We start from the raw sequence: 18,681 nt of genomic DNA, 5'->3' as shown, positions 1-18,681 counted from the left end.
CCCTTGTCACCTTGCGCACCTGTTGCACCTATCGCTCCAGTGTCACCTTTATCACCCTTGTCGCCTTTTAGAGATGCCAGCCATTGTGTCTCATCGCCAGTGAATCCATTATCTTGCGCTATTTCATAAGCACTTTTACCATCTGCACCAGCGCCAGTAGGTAAACTGTCAATTTGGCTCTGTAAACTTGTCAATTTTGTATTTACGGCACTAAACGCACTGCCTACATTGTTATAGTTAGATCCTTGAATCGTATATGTGGGACTACCAAAAAAACCATTTGTAAAACCAGCTCCACCGCCTAAAGCGGCGGCCAGAGAGTTTAACTGCCCATAATTCACTGCATCATTTGTAGAAGTACCATTTGCAAGATTGGTAATCTTATTGCTATTAAAAGAGATTTCACCGTTACCAATATCATTTCCGAGCGCACCCTTGGAAGTAATTCCCCCTGTCCCCACCTTTAAAGTGTCTGTGCTAATCGTTACATTCATATCGTCATTTAATAACTTATTATCAGAAACGAGTGTTCCAGATGGCTGGTTTAAACAATACAGCGTTCCCCAATACTGCTGTGAAATAATTGAGTTATTTAGTCCAGCTGTTGCGATACTCGGATTGGTATTTGCCCCTTGAGCACCACAAGTAATTACCTGTTCAGCAAATGTTTGTTGCGAATATATTGTTGTAAAAATTAAACTTATAGCCATCGTGATTGGCTTCAAGGTCAAGGTGAAATTATTTAATTTTTTGATGTTTTTAATATTATCTAATGATTCCGAAACAGATATCGACTTATTGGTCTTTCCCGCACCTTTAGCATTTTCTGATACGACAATGATGCACCCTTGAGCTTTGCTCCAAATTTTTTTAAAGATATGGTTCATGTTATTCCCTACTTTTGTGAGTATAAATACATAAATTAGAGAATATTTTCTAAAACAATGAATCATTGAAATTTGGTATAAATTTAATTTTTTTAAATAACAAATTTCAATGATGTGCAACTTAGACATTTACTTTTTAATAACCGTGCTGCAAACAACAACGATTTTTCTAGAAAGGAATAATATGAACAACACCACCTTATTAAGTCATAGAGAACATGAAATTTTTTTAAATGTTAGCTCATGGTTTTAGAATTAAAGAAATTGCCGCAAAACTATGTATTAGTGATCGCACAGTCACAACACATCAAGAAAGAATTTACCAAAAACTTAAAATCCATCATCGTGCTAGCCTGATTCAATTTTCACCTTATTATTTAGAACTTCTAAACTTACTTACTCCTAGAGAAAGTACAATTATTGAATTACTGACCCAAGATCTTTGTAGTGAAGATATTGCTGAGGAATTAAATTTAACAGTTGAAACAATCTATAGCCATCGTAAATCAATTAATAAAAAATTAAGAGGTCTTCAAGAAAAATACGATGTTTTGGGGATATTCAGACAAAAACAAATTTCCTTTAATTAAATGGCACATAAACATCAACAACTTTTCAAGAAAATAATAGGTAAAAATTATGAGCGCAGATCCATATTTAGGGGAAATTATTCTTGTTCCATATACTTTTGTCCCTCAGGGATGGGCAGCATGTAATGGGCAGTTACTATCAATAGCCCAATACCAAGCTTTGTTCAGCTTGTTAGGCACAACTTATGGTGGTGATGGTCGAACTACTTTTGCTCTTCCAAATTTAGGTGGTCGTTTTGCAATGGGGCACAATAATACCAATCAATTGGGTCAAAGTGCTGGTCATAGCAGTACGACCTTAACTGTTGCCAACTTGCCTGCACATAATCACATTGTCCCTGCTGAAACCGTTTCAACTGCAATCTCTTTAACATTGCAAGCAAGCAACGGTGGAGGAAATACAAGTGATCCGTCAAATGCTGTGTGGGCAAATGCAAATGATCCAACTACAGGCGGTATTTTTGATACTTTTACTCAAAATCCAAGCCAATTGATGAATATGAAGCCTGTAAGTTCGCCTGCGAACATACCATTACCTCAACAAAATACATCAATTGCAGGTGGCAGTATTCCTGTCGATATCACAAACCCTTATCTTGTGCTTTATTACATTATTAGTTTGCAAGGTATTTACCCTTCTCGTTCTTAATTTATAAATGGGTTTCTATTTATTGATAATAATTTAAATAGAAACTCATTATCACCACATAAACAATTATTAAAAAGCATATTAAAACAAACTAACAAATAAAATTCAGACCCAATATTATCAAAATTATTTAACAAAGATATAGAAAATAAACACCACATGTTTATAATAATTAAACACAGATAACAATAGAATAAAATCATGGTTGAGCAACTACAGGAAAGGCAAGATTTATTTGACAAAAATATCTTGAGCACCATCTTGCCTAAACCCGTGTTAATTGCAGAAGAAGACCAAAAACTTCAAAATAGGTTAACAAACTTATTAATTAAATTAAATTATAAAAATAGTGATTTGATCATTTCAAATACCCTTAAAGACGCTATTTCTATTGTTAAAGAAAACAGAGTTGCTTTTGCCTTAGTTAATTTAAACCTACCTGATGGAAATGGAACTAAGCTTATTCAAACCCTGAAACAACAGAATTCGAATACTTTAATATTGGTTATCTCTGAATGGGATACAAAAGACGCCGTCTTGACTGCAATTCATGCAGGAGCGACTGGTTATTTATTAAAAGAAAGAAATGATGTTGAAGTTACAATGTCAATCAAGCAGATTTTACAAGGTGGAATTCCTATTGATCCATTTTTAGTGCGTATCATTTTATCAGCAAGACTAAGACAGCCAATTAAGCTTGAACATTCTCCTGAAAATCTATCTACAAGAGAGTTAGAAATTTTAGAATTTGTGACTCAAGGGTTTAACAATCAAGATATTGCAAATGAATTAGGCTTATCACGGTATACCATAGAAGCACATTTACGCAATATTTACAGCAAACTTTCAGTCGATAGTCGCTCTAAAGCCATTAAAATTGCATATTCTCTTGGCCTTTTTTAAAATAAATACAATCTTTATTAAATAAAATTCACTTAATTTTTAAAATAAATAAAGGTGCATTTATTACTAAATAACACCTCAATTAAATATATTTCAAAGGCTTCTGAAAATTAAATTATTCAACAGTCGCTGATAATTTAATTTGATTATTATTAGAAACCATTTCCATTTTTTGAATACTTAATCCCATCTGAGACAATTGCATTAAAAAATTAGCAAGCACAGCATAATTTTGATGTTCTGCGACGATTTGGATTTGCTCACCACTTTGTTGTGATGAAACTGCTAGGCCCTGCTGTTGAGCAGTCCGTTGAATTTTATCTGCTGGTGTAAGATCAAGATCATTCGCAGGCTTCATCGTTGCAGCATTACTCTGCATCCAAACCGTTAAATCTTTAAGTTCATTTAAACGTGTCTGTTGCTGATCTGCTAAAGAATGCATTTTCCAAAGTGCAGAACCGATAATCACAACTGTTAAAAATATTGCAGTGAAAACCACCATAACACGTTCACGAACAGACAAGCTCTGTAAATACTGACTGACTGCTTCAACCTTTTGATCAAAAAGGTTTTTTATTCCTGTAAATGCTTTCATTATTTTATTTTTACCACCCCGATTGCACCTACTGTATCAGCTTGCACGTTACCTAATTCAGCCTGAAATCCTTGTTGATTCAACTGTTGAGTTAATGCTTGTAAATCATCCGATGATTTGGCTTTCAATGACATCGTCAATTCAGATGCATCGTAATTCACTTGCTGAGCAAGGATTTGTTTTTGCATTAGAATAGGACCAACACGACTCAACAGTGACAATGCTTGCGTATCACCTAACTGGCTCATTCTGAGCTGGCTTTCAAACTGACTTTTTATATTTTGTTCAGTTACACGACTGTTTTCACCGAACCAATATTTATATTGATCAATCGCTTGGGCTGCCGTTTGATCCCCCACCTTTTTGAGCTTAGCCCAGCGTAAAGCATCATAAGTCAACTGAACGAAAATTACGGCGATAAAAACGATTGCAGCAGCTTTCCAGTAGCCAGACCATTGCACATCAGCATTTTTTGCTTTTGGAAGAACATTAAACGGATGCTGTCTAGGTCGCTGTAACTGCTGAAATTGGTAACTAAACTCACTGCGCTGATCTTTACTCGAAGCAGTTGCCAAACTATCTAATTGTTGAATATTGAGATTAGCAAACTTGTATTGCGTTTCTGGTGCTTGAAACTCAAGAAATAGACCTAAGTCATCAACGGAGTTACCAGACCAAAGATTTTCTCGAACAAGCAAATGATCGTAAATATTTGCGATCACAACTTCGGCCTGTTCTGGTTCAGGTAACATCAAAAAGTCTGGTAAAAAAGCAACAATTTGAATAGGTAATAAACTTAATGCATGCTGCCAAGTTTCAATAGATGATTGAGCTACGCCTAAAATATTAAGTCGATCATTTTGAAAATGATGAACGACTTTCATTTGATCAATAGGTAAAGTTACAAACTCTTCAAGGAGGTATTTTATTCCTTCTTGCCCCAACTGTTTGTAATGTGCTTTCGTCATTGTTTGTTGCAAGATTTGAGCATTTCGACTCGGGAAAAAAACAGTCGTCTCTTTCCCTTGATGCTCTTGTAAATCTTGAATGAGTTGTTCAAGACTTTCAGCGACGAACCAATTTTCCCCTGCCGACCAATACCATGTTCCATTGGTTTCGGGCATCCATATATACAGCATCGGTTTTAATTACCCTTTTATCCGCTTAGGATAGATAAAATTTATATTGTTGGCGTAAAACGTTTCTTTTGTGTCGATAAGCCATTTGCAATCACAGTCTGATCATAAATACGCGCTTCGGCTAATGCAAATGGATTAAAACTTTCATGTGTTAATTGTTCTGCAATATGCGCTACGACATTCATATGACATACAACTGCAATAGATTCATATGGTAGTTTTGACAACCATTCTATCGCATCTTTAGCATCATCATCAGGTTTAATTTTATCGCATATTAAAACAGGAATACCTTCAAAGTGTGCCTTAATATGTGACAATGTTTCTTGAGCACGCAGCAAAGGACTTACAATAAAAATCTCAGGTCGAATGACATCTTTTAGAAAATGTCCTGTTTGATCAGCTTGCTGATGTCCACGCGGTGTTAATGGACGCTTGATATCATCACCATCAATAGCTGGAGAAGCTTCACCGTGACGAACTAAAGTGAGTTGCATAAAAATACCTTATTTCTTATCTCTATATTTTAACTATGATTGATGACAATTTGATAAATCTATCATCACTTTACCAGGCCCTTTCTAAAAAGGGCCAATATATCTATTTTTTATCCCAGCCTTAGCTTAAAAGATTGAGATAATACCAATTAAAAGATATTTAATTGGTGCCAGTATCTTTGTTTGCTGAAAGACCTAAAAGCCACCCTACACTTCATGATGTGGTAGTACGAACTCGACATCACTGCGATGACCATTTTTCATCAAAGATAAAGCGATCGTCATCGGTGGCGCATTTTCAAAAATAACTTCATATAAAGCATTAGTAATTGGCATATACACATCAAGTTCTTCCGCTTTAGCACGAACTTGAACAATTGTATTGATCCCCTCAGCCGTTTGTCCTAAAGCTTTGGTTGCGTCATCCAATGTTTTACCTGAACCTAAGGCAAAACCAATTTGATAATTTCGGCTTAGTGGACTATTACAGGTTGCAAATAAATCACCAACACCTGACAACCCCAAGAAAGTTAATGGATTAGCACCTTGCTTAACCGCAAAACGACTCATTTCAGCCAAAGCACGGGTCAAAATCATACTCTTGGTATTTTCACCAATGTTATATGCCGCACCCATTCCCATCGCCACAGCGTAAATATTCTTTAATGCACCACCAAGCTCTACACCATGTACGTCATCACTACCAAACACACGGAATAAAGCACTGTGCAACGCATGCTGCACAGCATAGCGAACCAATTCAGATTCACTCGCAATCACTGTACCTGATGGCATACCTGCCATAATTTCTTTTGCCAAATTTGGACCTGACAAAACTCCATAAGGGACTTCAGGTAATTCTTCACGAATAATATCGCTCATGAAGCTAAAAGTTTTTGCTTCAATCCCTTTCGTGAGTGAAACTACAGCTTGCGAGGTAATAAACGGCGCAATTTGTTTTAATACATCACGGAATGAATGACTCGGAATTGCAACAAGAATAATGTCGCGATCTCTTACTGCAAGCTCTAAGTCGGCAACTGCACGTAATGCAGGCTCTAATGGATAATCAGGTAAATAACGTTTATTGATATGCGTTTGATTGATCTCTTCAGCCGCAGCAGCATCACGAATCCAAATCATGGTATCGCAACCATTACGTACTGCTAAATTTGCCATAGCAGTACCAAAACTGCCGCCACCCAACACGGTGATTCTTAATGCTGTTTTTTGATCGACCGCAACAGGCTCAACTAAATCACTAAATTTTAACTCTGTCATTTTTTATCCTGAAACTCTATTTTTAAATCTAAAAAAATTTTAAGTCGCTTGCCATGTTTTCATAAATGCTTGGCTATCTATTTCAGCCCGTGGCGGAATTGCTTTTGCTGCCGTTCCAACATAAATAATGCCCGAAATGAGATCTTGCTCTTTCAAACCAAGTTGCTGTTTTAACCAGTTTGATTCAACCACTGCGCCAGAGCGCCACATACTTGCAAAACCTTGCGCTTGCAAGGAAAGCAAGAAATTTTGAATCGCAGCACCTGTACTGAGAATCTGTTCAAAATGAGGAACTTTAGGATGATCTTGTATCGTCGTTAAAGCGAGGACTAACATCGGAGCACGGAACGGATGTTGTTTTACTCTGTCCAACTGAGATGAGTCTGTCTCACCTAAATCAGCTAAAGCATTGGCTAACTGCTCGCCAAATGCAGCCCTTTGCTCTGGAGTAACAATCACAAAACGAGTTGGTTTCAAACGATGGTGGTCTGGTGCCGTTAATGCAGCTTGGACAGCTTTTTCGAGTTGTTCTGAATTTGGAGCTGGCTCAACGAGTTGACCAATAGATTGACGTTGATGGATATTTTGATGAATTGTCTCGATATTTGAGTCCGTCATTGACATGAATCTAACTAACACAAGGATTTCGCTAGATTAGCATAATATGTCTAATTTCCACTACTGATCCCCTACGCGCTTCACGATCAATTTTAAAAATTTAACAGACCCTCAGCATAAACTGTACATAATCAGCTAAAGCAATCAAAAGTTGTATGTTCAAATAAAACAATTATGTAGTAACTAGAGAAAAAGCAATGAAAAAAACTTTGATGATGAGTGTATTAGGTGGCTTAGCACTTGGATTAACGGCATGCGCCTCTACACCAACCAACACTATCGCGATTCAAAAAGAAAATAACCAATATGAAGTGACTGGAATTGGCAAAACTAATCTTATTTCAAAAAATAATGCGGTAAGTGCAGCACAAAAAACTTGTACTAAAAATACATCACCTGTCGTGGTAGATGAGAAAACGACTTATCAAGGTATATTAAAAGGTGTAGTCGACGAACAAACTGGAAAAATGGTTGAAGCCGCCGCAGGTGTCATCGGAACATTGACTGGTAAAAATGCGTCTTTGGCTAAAGATGATGATTATCAAACCACCCTAACATTCTACTGCAAACCAAATGCTTAAATAAAAAAAGCCGATGTAATCACATCGGCTTTTTATGTCAGAATAGCTTACTGAGCTTCGCTCGCTGCTACTTCTGATGCTGCACCTTCTACAACATCAGTATTCTTTTCATCTAAATTCGGTTTATCGATCGCATCGATCGCAGCTTGTTGTTCTGGAGTAGTCTGTGTTGCTACAGTTGAAGCTGCTTGTTCTTGCTGTTCAGCGTTATTCGCTTCTTCTTTTTTTGCACATGCAGTTAACATGATTGGTGCAATGATTAAAGCGGCAAGAGTTAATTTAAATTTCATCACGGCTTTCCACAGTTACTTGGTTAAGTTGATGACAATCATATTTCAAATATATGACAATTTTATGACTACTTTGTAATGCAAAAGTAAAAGAGCTGATTTACATCAGCTCTTTAGTTCTATCTTTTATTGTAAATCAATCGATTAACGCAATTAAGCACGTTCGAGTAAAACAGCAACAGCAGGTAAAGTTTTGCCTTCTACAAATTCTAAGAAAGCACCGCCACCTGTTGAGATATAACCAATCTGATCAGCAACTTCATATTTATCAATCGCAGCAAGCGTATCACCACCACCTGCAATTGAGAAACCAGCAGATTCAGCAATCGCCAATGAAAGTGCTTTCGTCCCTTCACCAAATTGATCAACTTCAAATACACCCACTGGACCATTCCAAAGAATCGTTTTTGAAGTTTTTAAGATCTCAGCAAAAGCTTTCGCAGTTTCAGGACCAACATCTAAAATCATGTCAGTATCAGCAACATCTTCTACTTTCTTAACAACTGCTTGAGCGTTTGCTAAAGAACCCAAAAAGTCACTAAAATCGATTTGAGTTGCATCAGCAACAACAACATCAGTTGGTAATGGCACACTTACTTTTGAAGCGATTTGTTTTGCTGTTTCAACTAAATCAGCTTCGTAAAGTGATTTACCCACATTGAAACCAGCAGCAGCTAAGAATGTGTTTGCAATACCACCACCGACGATCAATTGATCACAGATTGTAGAAAGTGAATTAAGTACATCGAGTTTGGTTGAAACTTTAGAACCCGCAACAATTGCGACCATTGGCTTTTCAGGTGTTTGCATTGCACGACCTAAAGCATCCAATTCAGCTGCCAACAAAGGACCCGCCGCAGCAACTTGAGCAAAGCGTGCTGCGCCTTCAGTTGAAGCTTCTGCACGGTGTGCTGTACCAAATGCATCCATGACGAATACATCACAAAGTGCTGCATATTTTTTAGCAAGCTCTTCGTTATTTTTCTTTTCACCATGATTGAAACGAACGTTTTCAAGCAATACAACTTGACCTGCTTCGACTTCAACACCATCTAAATAATCAGTAAATAATTTTACTTCTTGGCCTAAAGCTTTAGTTAAATACGCCGCTACAGGAGCAAGTGATTGTTCTGGTTTTGGCTCACCCTCTACAGGACGACCAAGATGAGAAAACACCATAACTGCTGCGCCTTTTTCTAAAGCAGCTTTAATGGTTGGCAATGCAGCACGTAAACGTGCATCGCTAGTAATTTCCCCATTTTTTACAGGAACGTTTAAGTCTTCACGAATAAGAACACGTTTACCTGCTAAATCAAGGTCAGTCATGCGCTGAAAATTCATGGATGGCTCTCTAGTTGATTTTAAAAACGGCACAATTTTAAATGATTCTCTGAAATAAAGGTGAGTTTTTTTGCAGAAAAGCTGTCTAAAGCTTCACTTTTGATTATGATAATCATCGTCATTAAATCTATATATTATTATGTCTATTCATCCAGATCCTAAAATTAATCGCTTAAATGTGCTTGGCGAACCTTTATCCAGCTGTTGTTATGACCCAATCACTGGGTATTTTCGTAACGGTTTTTGCCATACGGCAGTTACTGATCTAGGTCAGCACACCATGTGCGCCCAAATGACTTCAGATTTTCTTAATTTCTCACAAAAAGTTGGCAATGACTTAATTACTCCATTACCCGAAGTAGGTTTCCCAGGCCTAAAACCAGGTGACTTCTGGTGTATTTGTGTGACCCGTTGGGTTGAGGCTTATGAAGCAGGACATGCTCCTCCAATTAAGCTGAATGCTTGCCATAATGCTGTTTTACACTATGTACCACTCAATATTCTTGTGGAATATGCGGTCTAATGAAGCCATTAGAATTGATCTTGGCTTCTAGTAGCCAAACCCGTAAAGATTTGATGGGTCGTCTGCGCATTGATTATCGCTGTATCTCGCCTGATATTGATGAGTCAGCAGATGGTGAGTTACATGCCGATGATTTAGCTAAACGATTGGCATATGAGAAAGCTCATGTTATTTCCGCAAAGCATCCTAATGCCATCGTCATTGGGTCTGATCAAGTGGCGTGGCGTGAACATGCGCCCTATGACTTTATTGGAAAACCATTAACTGTTGAGAATGCCATTCAACAGCTACAAGCAAATTCAGGTAAAACCGTATTTTTCAGTACTGCACTCAGCGTTCAACACTTCCAATTAGGTTTTGAAACAACGCTCGTAGAACATTATCAGGTCAAATTCCGAGAACTCACTTTAGCTGAAATCGAGCGCTATATTGACATAGACCAACCCCTGCATTGTGCAGGTAGTTTTAAATGTGAAAGCTTAGGAATTAGCTTATTTGAAAAAATGGTAGGTGATGATCAAACTACGTTGATGGGCTTACCCATGATTCAATTGTGTAGGATTTTGCGAAAATTCGGATTGAATCTTCCCTGAGAAATACCCTTAGCTTGAATGATCAAACTAAGGGTAATCTTTATTCTTCAACAACGGTCACTTTCTTTGGTAAAGCAAACCAAATAAAAATAGACAATATCAAAAACAGGAATGCAGCGACATTCAGCACAGAACGATGTGATTGACTAAATGCTTGTTTCGCAGCATCAATGACTGTTTCAGCAAGCGTAGGCTGTAACTGTTTGACGACTTGCATCGCCTCTCCGATTGAACCACTCACCTGCTCAATGAATGCATGTGGCAACTCATTTGGAATAATAATTGAGTTGGCATAAAACCATGAAAGCATCAAACCGAAAAATGCAATTCCTAGCCCTGCCCCTAATTCATATGCCATTCCTTCGATTGCTCCTGCTGCTGTCGCTTTACTCGGAGGTACAGAAGACATAATTGCTGAGGTGGACGACAATAATGCGATTTCCACACTTAATCCCAAAACCACCATCCATGCCCAAGCCGATATTTGTGCATCCATAAAATCTGTATGCGCCAATCCCCATAAGCTAATCGCACTCATTAACATTCCAAGTGACGCAACTGAGCGTAGACCAAAGCGATTCACCAACAAACTTGCAATTGGCCCACCCAAACTAATGGCGATCATAAATGGTAAGATAAATGCGCCTGCCGCAAGTGGTGAAAGCTGATAAACAAACTGTAATTCTTGAGAAATTAATAGCTCAAATCCAACCAAAGCCATCATTGATAAAATGGCCATGATGACGCCTGTCGCAATCACAGGATGCCTAAACAATTGGATATCAATCATTGGAGCATCAGAAATTAACTGTTTACGTACAAACCCAACCAACAAACTCAGACCCACAGCAAAAATCAGTACCGACCAAATTGAAAAACCATGCATCACTGATTTAATGGCATAAATCATACTTAGAATAGCCACAACTAAAATAAGCGCTTGCAATAAATTCAAGCTTTGCTTGGGTTGCCCTGTTTGCTTTGGAATTATTAAAGCTGTCATGATTAATACTGCAAGCATAATTGGCACATTAATCAAAAAAACTGAGCCCCAATGAAAGTGCTCAAGTAAAAAACCACCAAGCAATGGGCCAAAGGCTGCACCACCACCACCAACAGTCGCCCAAATACCCAAAGCAAAGTTACGCTCTTTCTCATCTAAAAAAGTATTACGTACAGCAGATAAAGTCGCTGGCAAAATCATCGCTGCACCAACGGCGAGTAATGCCCTTGATGCAATCAAAGTCAAAGCTGTTGGTGAAAATGCAGCAGCTAAAGACGCTAAACCAAATAATAGACCACCAATAAGCATCAATCGTTTAAAACCGATACGATCACCCAAGGCACCCATTGGCAAAATAAGACCAGCCATAACCAGTGAATAAATATCAATGATCCACAGCATCTCATTTGCTGATAGTCCAAGTGACTCACTCAATGTAGGTGTAGCGACATGTAAAACAGTTGCATCGATCGAAACAGGAAGATAGATCAATACGATGATTGCAAGAATTAACCACTTGCGTGACATAAATGCCTCTAAATTTTGGACGACTGTTCAAATTGGTGTAATTATAAGCAAAATTGAACACTTGTCCAACTTTAAAATATAAGTTAATTTGTATCTGTTTTTACAAAACGAGTTTTGGTCAGAAAAATGGCTTATTTAAATCGAGAACAACGCCGTGAAATGATTTTACAAGCAGCGATGCATGTTGCTTTAAATGAAGGATTTTCAGCGATGACTGTTCGTCGTATTGCAACCGAAGCACAAACCTCCACAGGACAAGTTCATCATCATTTTGCATCAAACTCTCACCTTAAAGCAGAAGCTTTTATCAAACTTATGCAACAACTCGATGAAATTGAAGACCAAGTAAATACTGTAAATTATTTACAACGTGTCTCTCTTTTATTGGGTTGTGAAAATATTGAGCAAATTCAGCCCTATCTCCGTCTGTGGAATGAAGCTGAAATCCTGATTGATCAAGATTCAGAAATCAAACATGCCTATAATCTAGCGATGCAAGATTGGCATCGCTCAATTGTCCGAATGATTAATGAGGGTAAAAACCAAGGTGAATTTAACTTTGAATCAGATAGCCAAGACATTGCTTGGCGATTAATTGCTTTTGTTTGCGGTCTAGAAGGTATATATAAATTAGGACTGAATGGTCTAAATGATGCAGACTTTAAACGACATACCGAAGCTATTTTACAAGCAGAGCTATTTAGAAATTAAATGAATTACACATTACCAATATTACAAAGCTCAAGAGTCAATCTATTTCTATTTCAAATGGATGATCTAGTAGATATATACCCTTGTATTACCAAAACCTTAACTCGCTATATGGCTTGGGAACCTGCTGAGAATTTTGAAGCTTTACAACAAATTGGACAGCAATGGCTGCTAGCCGAATCAGAGAATACAGATTATCACTTTGTTTTACGGTGTAAAGAAACGCATATTTTTATTGGTCTGATTGGTGTACATCGCACCCAAACACCCACACCAGAGCTAGGTCTTTGGATCAGAGAAGACTATCACAATCAAGGTTTTGCCAAAGAGTCGATTTACGAAGTTTTCCGCTGGGCTTCTGAAAAAATACAACCTAAATATTTTTTGTATCCCGTTGCCATTCATAATTATGTAAGTCGGAAACTGGCAGAGTTTTTAGGTGGCGCAGTTGCAGATAAAAAGACTGAGAGGAAATATGACGCTGTCATTTATCATATTCCCCCGTATTTAGACCAATTAACTTAAAACCAGCCTTTTCTTCCTTTTAGAATTTCATCTGCACAACGTAAAGTTTCTTGACTTAAGCCCCACAAACGATAATCGCCTGTAGCTGAAGTAATATTAAAATTGTGCGTATAAGCAAAGCTGAGTTCTCGCTCTGGATCACACCATGCGCCTGAACCATTAAAACCAACATGACCGAAGCCATGCGGTGCACGTTTGCCCATCGTTAAGATACGGTGATAACCCAAACGCCAATGCATAGGAATCGGCATCACTCGATCACGAGTCTTGCTTTGTACCGTACTCAATTGTTTAAAGACTTCTGGACGAATCAGTTGTTGCCCCTGCCACTGTCCTTGATTAGCAAGCATTGCGTATACTTTTGCAAGGCTATTTGCAGTGAAAACACCATTTGCAGCGGGAATGACTGCTTGTAAACCCGCATCACTATAAAAACTAAAATTACGCATTCCTTTTGGAATCATCGCATCTTGGAAATCTTGTGGACTTTGCCCAGATAACTCTAATAATCTTTCTGATAAAGATGCTTTACGAGCGGCTTGAGGCTTTTGTGCTTGCGGTTTTGCTTGAGATTGAGATTTTGGCTTCTCTAATAACCGTGCGACACGCCCCAACTCCGAAGTTGGCGTACCAAAATATGCACCATCAAGTTCAAGTGGCTGTACAAGATAGCGCTGCATGAGCCAACTTAAAGGTTGTTTTGCTGCTTTCTCAAGAACGCCGCCAATAATCCAACCATACGTGAGCGGTTGATAAGCAAAGCTTTGTCCTGCTGAAAAACGTGGTGTAGCAGCAGCCATAACATCTAGCATATGCGACCAATCCAACATTTCTGTTGCTGTCTCAATGGTATTTCGAATATCGAATAAACCACTTTGGTGAGACAGTACATCTCGTACAGTTATTGCTTGTTTGCCATTTTGTGCAAACTCTGGCCAATAGTGCGCAATCGGTAAATCATAATCTAATATACCTTCGCTCACTAAAATATGCGTGAGCGTGGCTAAAATTCCTTTTCCAGTTGAATAGCACATCGACAAAGTATCAGCTTGCCACGCTTCATTCTGAGATTTCTTACCAGTGAAAATATCAACAACTTTTTGGCCTTTAAAATACACCACTAAAGCCGCACCGCCTTGATGACTTCGCGCATCTTGTAAACGGCTAAATTGTGTTGCTAGATCAGCGAAACGGTCATCAACATTGCCATGATAATTATGTGTATCGGCAAACAAAATCTCTTTAATCAATGTACGCATCCTTATGATATTTATATTTTTAAATATCCCTCTTGCGAACAAAAGGGATATTGAACATATGAATAATGGCTTAGATTGCTTTTACAGTACCCGCAACATGTGGCTTTTTAGATTTAACATTACGAATTAAAAAGTCAGTCTGCTTAGCATCTGTAGCAGTTAAAAATTCAACTTTTGAAGGTAAGTACATTGGTAACTTAAACCATACGTCTGCTTCATAAGCATCTGGAAGCTGCACATTTGCTAAAGCTTTTGCTTTGCTCCACATACCATGTGCAATCGCTTGTTTAAAACCAAAAGCTTTTGCAGTCACCGCATGAATATGAATTAAGTTGAAATCACCTGAAATCAACGCATAACGACGGCCTGTATTTTCTGAAATATTCCATTCAGCCTGCGGTTGATAAGCGGGCTCTTGAGTTTCTTTCGTTTTCTCAGCCGCTTTTTTCTCAACTTTCTGACGTGATAGATATGTTGTCAGGCTTTCCATCACAATTTCACCACCGACCTTAGCTGTTGTAATGAAATCAAACTGTAAGCCTTTATCATGTGGTTTAAGCTCACCAAACTTGCATGACAATGTGATTTGTTCATTCACACCGATTTTACGCATTTGTTTAATCTGATTGCGAATATGAACTAAACCTAAAATTGCAAACGGGAAAGCTTCGCTTGTCATCATATGCATTTGTAGGCTTTGGGATAGTACAGCTAAATAGATCGCAGGCACAAAACCATCATTTTTAAAACCACAGATTTCGTTATAGCTTTCTAAATGCTTGGTATCAATTTTTAATGTATCCACCACATACTCAACTTGTGGTAATACTTTCTCGCCTTTTGGCTTTTTAAAAATTAAACCCTGAATAACTTTTGGATAAGCCAAATAAGGTTTTGGTAATTCACTAAAATGACGTGTGTTCATAATCAACCTTTTGATATTTTTTATAAAAAAGGGATGCACAAGCACCCCTCTTCAAAACCCTAATGCTTACGCACCTAATAAGCTTTGACCACATACACGAACAACGTTACCTGTTACACCTGTTGAACCAGTAGATGCATACCAAGCAATTGCTTCTGCAACATCTACAGGTAAACCACCTTGGTTCATTGAGTTCATACGACGACCAGCTTCACGAATCGCAAAAGGAATCGCAGCAGTCATTTGAGTTTCAATGAAACCAGGCGCAACAGCATTAATCGTAATACCGTTTTTCAATGTAGGCGCAGTAAATTTCACTAAGCCAATAACACCTGCTTTAGAAACAGCGTAGTTTGTTTGACCTAAGTTACCAGCGATACCACTGATTGATGATACACAAACGATACGACCATTTGCATTTAAACCATCATTTGATAGTAAGTAATCGTTAACGCGTTCGATTGCAGATAAATTAATGTTAATAACTAAGTCCCAAAGCTCTGGCTTCATGTTTGCCAAAGTTTTGTCACGAGTAATACCAGCATTATGAACAATAACGTCTAAACCACCTTGTTTTGCAGCAGCAGTTTTAATTTTCTCGCCAGCATCCGCAGCTGTAATATCAATTGCCAATACAGAACCACCGATCGAACCTGCAACACGCTCAAGATCAGCTTGCTGTTGTGGTACATCCAAGCAAATTACGTGTGCGCCGTCACGAGCAAGTACGTTTGCAATTGCTTCACCAATACCACGGCTTGCACCAGTCACTAATGCAGTCTTACCTGCAAGTGGCTTCGCCCAGTCCAGATCAACAACATCAGCTTTAGAAACACGAACCACTTGACCTGAAACATAAGCAGAACGTGGAGAAATTAAGAAACGTAACGTAGATTCAAGGTTTGCTTCTGCACCTTGGTCTACATAAACAACTTGAGCAGTGATGCCCTTTTTGAACTCTTTGCCAACTGATTTGATGAAACCTTCAAGCGCACGTTGAGCAATCGCTTGCTTCACTGTCTTTGCAGTTTCAGGCGTTGTACCAATTACAATTACACGACCAGAACTAGAAATCTGGCGAGCAATTGGGTTAAAGAAGTTATACAACTCTTTAAGTTGTTCTGAATCTTGAATACCAGAAGCATCAAATACAACTGCTTTAAACTTAGACTCTTTATCATCTGCATTTAAAGGACGAAGATTTAAACCAACTTTCGCCGCAGTTTGTTGTAATTCAACATTATTACCCACATAACTATCTGCATGGATATTGCTAAGAACCTGAGCAATAGCAGCAGAAATCGTGCTTGAAGGCGCTGCGCCAAGCAATACTGCACCATTCACAACAGGTTGAGCACTTTCAAAACGATCTAACGTTACTGGCGATGGTAAACCTAAATTTTTTACAACAAATTTACCCAAAGGCGATTGTGTAAATGCTTGGTATTGATCGGTCATGATTATTATCTCTCATACAAATGAATTTTTTACAAACACATGCATCATGTTAATCAAATTACATGAAATCAATGTTTGATTGACTCGTCATAAATCATACTTGAGTTCATGTTCTGATGTCTTGACCTGAATGTGGTCTACAGCGTCATTCTAGTCAATACAGCAGTATTGTAAATATGGTATTGTTGTCACAAGAATATCGCAATTATGCTTGGAAAAGCCTTATGAGCAAAACAACTCAAGAAAATCCAGCAGTCGAGAATTCTGCTGAAGAAAATGTGTCAAATACATCAAAAGCAGCTTCTACTACACGTAAAACTGCTGGCACGACCTCTAAAGCAGCAAGCACGACACCTAAAACGACTCGTACGCGTGCTACTACTCGTAGTCCGAAAAGCACTGCTTCTTCTACATCTACAAAAGCAGCGCCAGCTAAAACAACCAAACCTTCTGTTCAACAGGATAAAACCATGAGCCAAAACACTGTTCGCCGTGTTGCCATTATCGGCGGTAACCGTATTCCATTTGCTCGTTCAAACGGCGCTTATTTTACAGCTTCAAACATCGATATGTTTACTGCTGCATTGAATGGTTTGGTTGAGCGCTTCAACCTACAAGGTCAACGCTTAGGTGAAGTTGTTGCTGGTGCAGTATTAAAGCACAGTCGTGATTTCAATATGACTCGTGAATGTGTATTGAATACTCAACTTGCTCCAGAAACTCCAGCTTGTGATCTTCAACAAGCTTGTGGTACTGGTTTACAAGCAGCATTCCAAGTTGCAAACAAAATTGCATTAGGTCAAATCGAAGTAGGTATCGCAGGTGGTGTAGATACGACTTCTGACGCGCCTATCGCGTTTGGTGATGGTTTACGTAAAGCTTTACTTGAGCTTAACATCGCTAAAACTGGTAAAGACCGTTTAAAAGCACTTTCTAAGATCAATGTTAAAGATCTTATGGATGCACCTAAAAATGGTGAACCACGTACTGGTTTATCTATGGGTGACCATCAAGCAATCACTGCGCTTGAATGGGGTATTGCTCGTGAAGATCAAGACGCTTTAGCTGCCTCTTCTCACCAAAAAATGGCAAAAGCATACGAAGAAGGTTTCTTCGATGATTTAATTACACCATTCTTAGGTTTAAGCCGTGACAACAACTTACGTGCTGACTCAACTGCTGAGAAATTAGCGAAGTTAAAACCAGTATTTGGTAAAGGCGAAGCTGCAACAATGACAGCGGGTAACTCTACTCCTCTTACTGATGGTGCTTCATGCGTGCTTTTAGCTTCTGAAGAATGGGCTAAAGCAAATGGTCACGAAGTCCTTGCTTACTTAACGTTCTCTGAAACTGCTGCTGTTGATTTCGTTGGCAAGAAAGAAGGCTTATTGATGGCGCCTGCTTATGCAGTTCCACGTATGCTTGAACGCGCTGGTCTTAAACTTCAAGATTTTGACTACTACGAAATTCACGAAGCATTTGCATCACAAGTTCTTTCTACATTGAAAGCTTGGGAAGATGAGAAATTCTGTAAAGAGCGTTTAGGTTTAGATGCACCTTTAGGTTCAATTGATCGTAGCAAATTAAACGTTAAAGGTTCTTCTTTAGCTGCGGGTCACCCATTCGCTGCTACTGGTGGTCGTATCATCGCGACTGCTGCAAAAATCTTAAACCAAAAAGGTTCAGGTCGTATCTTAGTTTCGATCTGTGCTGCTGGCGGTCAAGGCGTAACAGCAATTATTGAAAAATAATTACTAGCTAGACTCAAGAGGGATTAAATCTTTG

21 protein-coding genes are annotated in these 18,681 nt (G+C 38.4%); 9 read left to right on the top strand and 12 right to left on the bottom strand.

Features of this window, described 5'->3' with window-relative positions; translation table 11 throughout:
- The coding region (locus tag F959_RS16795) for an ESPR domain-containing protein (RefSeq protein ID WP_004878804.1) at positions 1-887 on the bottom strand (887 nt) is incomplete at its 3' end.
- 233 nt (positions 888-1,120) lie between these two features.
- Between F959_RS16795 and F959_RS07560 the strand changes: the two genes are divergently transcribed.
- The 3 genes from F959_RS07560 (at position 1,121) to F959_RS07550 (ending at position 3,029) form a co-directional block, all read left to right on the top strand.
- On the top strand, positions 1,121-1,477 hold the full coding sequence (locus F959_RS07560; RefSeq protein WP_004878803.1) for a helix-turn-helix domain-containing protein: 357 nt from the start codon (positions 1,121-1,123) through the stop codon (positions 1,475-1,477).
- A 49-nt stretch (positions 1,478-1,526) separates the two neighbouring features.
- Positions 1,527-2,126, top strand: coding sequence for a phage tail protein (locus F959_RS07555; protein WP_004878802.1), 600 nt, complete (start codon positions 1,527-1,529; stop codon positions 2,124-2,126).
- Between the two features lie 201 nt (positions 2,127-2,327).
- Positions 2,328-3,029: a LuxR C-terminal-related transcriptional regulator gene (locus F959_RS07550; RefSeq protein WP_004878800.1), complete on the top strand. Its 702-nt coding sequence runs from the start codon at positions 2,328-2,330 to the stop codon at positions 3,027-3,029.
- 115 nt (positions 3,030-3,144) lie between these two features.
- Here the strand turns inward: F959_RS07550 and gspM are convergent, their stop codons facing one another.
- From gspM to F959_RS07525, 5 genes are all read right to left on the bottom strand, one after another.
- Complete coding sequence (gspM, locus tag F959_RS07545; RefSeq protein WP_004878798.1) at positions 3,145-3,624, bottom strand: type II secretion system protein GspM; 480 nt, start codon at positions 3,622-3,624, stop codon at positions 3,145-3,147.
- Complete coding sequence (gspL, locus tag F959_RS07540; protein WP_004878797.1) at positions 3,624-4,763, bottom strand: type II secretion system protein GspL; 1,140 nt, start codon at positions 4,761-4,763, stop codon at positions 3,624-3,626. Before gspL ends, gspM begins: the two co-directional genes overlap by 1 nt.
- Positions 4,764-4,804: 41 nt before the next feature.
- Positions 4,805-5,260, bottom strand: coding sequence for a SixA phosphatase family protein (locus tag F959_RS07535; RefSeq protein ID WP_004878795.1), 456 nt, complete (start codon positions 5,258-5,260; stop codon positions 4,805-4,807).
- A gap of 207 nt (positions 5,261-5,467) precedes the next feature.
- Positions 5,468-6,541, bottom strand: coding sequence for an NAD(P)H-dependent glycerol-3-phosphate dehydrogenase (locus F959_RS07530; protein ID WP_004878794.1), 1,074 nt, complete (start codon positions 6,539-6,541; stop codon positions 5,468-5,470).
- Between the two features lie 39 nt (positions 6,542-6,580).
- Positions 6,581-7,159, bottom strand: a complete 579-nt coding sequence (locus tag F959_RS07525; protein WP_017196914.1) for a nitroreductase family protein — start codon at positions 7,157-7,159, stop codon at positions 6,581-6,583.
- A 197-nt stretch (positions 7,160-7,356) separates the two neighbouring features.
- Between F959_RS07525 and F959_RS07520 the strand changes: the two genes are divergently transcribed.
- Positions 7,357-7,740: a hypothetical protein gene (locus F959_RS07520; protein WP_004878791.1), complete on the top strand. Its 384-nt coding sequence runs from the start codon at positions 7,357-7,359 to the stop codon at positions 7,738-7,740.
- Between the two features lie 47 nt (positions 7,741-7,787).
- On the opposite strand, the gene F959_RS07515 is transcribed toward F959_RS07520, so the two are convergent.
- Positions 7,788-8,030 (bottom strand): hypothetical protein, encoded by a 243-nt coding sequence (locus tag F959_RS07515; RefSeq protein ID WP_004878790.1) that lies wholly within the window; start codon positions 8,028-8,030, stop codon positions 7,788-7,790.
- Between the two features lie 153 nt (positions 8,031-8,183).
- Entirely contained in the window at positions 8,184-9,371 is a 1,188-nt protein-coding gene (locus F959_RS07510; protein WP_004878786.1) for a phosphoglycerate kinase, read from the bottom strand.
- A 139-nt stretch (positions 9,372-9,510) separates the two neighbouring features.
- On the opposite strand from F959_RS07510, the gene F959_RS07505 reads away from it, so the two are divergent.
- Together F959_RS07505 and F959_RS07500 are read left to right on the top strand one after the other, a co-directional pair.
- Positions 9,511-9,894: a DUF2237 family protein gene (locus F959_RS07505; RefSeq protein WP_004878785.1), complete on the top strand. Its 384-nt coding sequence runs from the start codon at positions 9,511-9,513 to the stop codon at positions 9,892-9,894.
- Positions 9,894-10,487, top strand: coding sequence for a Maf family protein (locus tag F959_RS07500; RefSeq protein ID WP_004878784.1), 594 nt, complete (start codon positions 9,894-9,896; stop codon positions 10,485-10,487). The genes F959_RS07505 and F959_RS07500 overlap by 1 nt, the downstream gene beginning before the upstream one ends.
- A gap of 40 nt (positions 10,488-10,527) precedes the next feature.
- Here the strand turns inward: F959_RS07500 and F959_RS07495 are convergent, their stop codons facing one another.
- Positions 10,528-12,018: an MFS transporter gene (locus F959_RS07495; RefSeq protein ID WP_004878781.1), complete on the bottom strand. Its 1,491-nt coding sequence runs from the start codon at positions 12,016-12,018 to the stop codon at positions 10,528-10,530.
- A 126-nt stretch (positions 12,019-12,144) separates the two neighbouring features.
- On the opposite strand from F959_RS07495, the gene F959_RS07490 reads away from it, so the two are divergent.
- Complete coding sequence (locus F959_RS07490; RefSeq protein WP_004878778.1) at positions 12,145-12,729, top strand: TetR family transcriptional regulator; 585 nt, start codon at positions 12,145-12,147, stop codon at positions 12,727-12,729.
- A complete protein-coding gene (locus tag F959_RS07485; protein ID WP_004878777.1) occupies positions 12,730-13,254 on the top strand; it encodes a GNAT family N-acetyltransferase in 525 nt (174 codons plus the stop codon).
- On the opposite strand, the gene F959_RS07480 is transcribed toward F959_RS07485, so the two are convergent.
- From F959_RS07480 to F959_RS07470, 3 genes are all read right to left on the bottom strand, one after another.
- Positions 13,251-14,504: a serine hydrolase domain-containing protein gene (locus F959_RS07480; RefSeq protein ID WP_029424897.1), complete on the bottom strand. Its 1,254-nt coding sequence runs from the start codon at positions 14,502-14,504 to the stop codon at positions 13,251-13,253. The two genes, F959_RS07485 and F959_RS07480, sit on opposite strands and share 4 nt — an antisense overlap.
- A gap of 79 nt (positions 14,505-14,583) precedes the next feature.
- Entirely contained in the window at positions 14,584-15,438 is an 855-nt protein-coding gene (locus F959_RS07475) for a MaoC family dehydratase (protein WP_004878775.1), read from the bottom strand.
- A gap of 66 nt (positions 15,439-15,504) precedes the next feature.
- Positions 15,505-16,896 (bottom strand): 3-oxoacyl-ACP reductase, encoded by a 1,392-nt coding sequence (locus F959_RS07470; protein WP_004878773.1) that lies wholly within the window; start codon positions 16,894-16,896, stop codon positions 15,505-15,507.
- Between the two features lie 224 nt (positions 16,897-17,120).
- Between F959_RS07470 and F959_RS07465 the strand changes: the two genes are divergently transcribed.
- Entirely contained in the window at positions 17,121-18,647 is a 1,527-nt protein-coding gene (locus tag F959_RS07465; RefSeq protein WP_004878771.1) for an acetyl-CoA C-acetyltransferase, read from the top strand.
- Positions 18,648-18,681 lie beyond the last annotated feature (34 nt).

The organism is Acinetobacter venetianus RAG-1 = CIP 110063 (assembly GCF_000368585.1).
Classification (GTDB): Bacteria; Pseudomonadota; Gammaproteobacteria; order Pseudomonadales; family Moraxellaceae; genus Acinetobacter; species Acinetobacter venetianus.
This window is presented reverse-complemented; position numbering and strand designations above follow the sequence as displayed.

What these genes read in the sequence shown, in the direction of transcription:
- F959_RS07505 (WP_004878785.1), top strand. Translation starts at nt 9,511, where the DNA reads ATGTCTATTCATCCAGATCCTAAAATTAATCGCTTAAATGTGCTTGGC.
- F959_RS07495 (WP_004878781.1), bottom strand. Translation starts at nt 12,018, where the DNA reads ATGTCACGCAAGTGGTTAATTCTTGCAATCATCGTATTGATCTATCTT.
- F959_RS07555 (WP_004878802.1), top strand. Translation starts at nt 1,527, where the DNA reads ATGAGCGCAGATCCATATTTAGGGGAAATTATTCTTGTTCCATATACT.
- F959_RS07470 (WP_004878773.1), bottom strand. Translation starts at nt 16,896, where the DNA reads ATGACCGATCAATACCAAGCATTTACACAATCGCCTTTGGGTAAATTT.
- gspM (WP_004878798.1), bottom strand. Translation starts at nt 3,624, where the DNA reads ATGAAAGCATTTACAGGAATAAAAAACCTTTTTGATCAAAAGGTTGAA.
- F959_RS07510 (WP_004878786.1), bottom strand. Translation starts at nt 9,371, where the DNA reads ATGAATTTTCAGCGCATGACTGACCTTGATTTAGCAGGTAAACGTGTT.
- F959_RS07500 (WP_004878784.1), top strand. Translation starts at nt 9,894, where the DNA reads ATGAAGCCATTAGAATTGATCTTGGCTTCTAGTAGCCAAACCCGTAAA.
- F959_RS07465 (WP_004878771.1), top strand. Translation starts at nt 17,121, where the DNA reads ATGAGCAAAACAACTCAAGAAAATCCAGCAGTCGAGAATTCTGCTGAA.
- F959_RS07490 (WP_004878778.1), top strand. Translation starts at nt 12,145, where the DNA reads ATGGCTTATTTAAATCGAGAACAACGCCGTGAAATGATTTTACAAGCA.
- F959_RS07475 (WP_004878775.1), bottom strand. Translation starts at nt 15,438, where the DNA reads ATGAACACACGTCATTTTAGTGAATTACCAAAACCTTATTTGGCTTAT.
- gspL (WP_004878797.1), bottom strand. Translation starts at nt 4,763, where the DNA reads ATGCTGTATATATGGATGCCCGAAACCAATGGAACATGGTATTGGTCG.
- F959_RS07520 (WP_004878791.1), top strand. Translation starts at nt 7,357, where the DNA reads ATGAAAAAAACTTTGATGATGAGTGTATTAGGTGGCTTAGCACTTGGA.
- F959_RS07550 (WP_004878800.1), top strand. Translation starts at nt 2,328, where the DNA reads ATGGTTGAGCAACTACAGGAAAGGCAAGATTTATTTGACAAAAATATC.
- F959_RS07485 (WP_004878777.1), top strand. Translation starts at nt 12,730, where the DNA reads ATGAATTACACATTACCAATATTACAAAGCTCAAGAGTCAATCTATTT.
- F959_RS07535 (WP_004878795.1), bottom strand. Translation starts at nt 5,260, where the DNA reads ATGCAACTCACTTTAGTTCGTCACGGTGAAGCTTCTCCAGCTATTGAT.
- F959_RS07530 (WP_004878794.1), bottom strand. Translation starts at nt 6,541, where the DNA reads ATGACAGAGTTAAAATTTAGTGATTTAGTTGAGCCTGTTGCGGTCGAT.
- F959_RS07525 (WP_017196914.1), bottom strand. Translation starts at nt 7,159, where the DNA reads ATGACGGACTCAAATATCGAGACAATTCATCAAAATATCCATCAACGT.
- F959_RS07560 (WP_004878803.1), top strand. Translation starts at nt 1,121, where the DNA reads ATGTTAGCTCATGGTTTTAGAATTAAAGAAATTGCCGCAAAACTATGT.
- F959_RS07515 (WP_004878790.1), bottom strand. Translation starts at nt 8,030, where the DNA reads ATGAAATTTAAATTAACTCTTGCCGCTTTAATCATTGCACCAATCATG.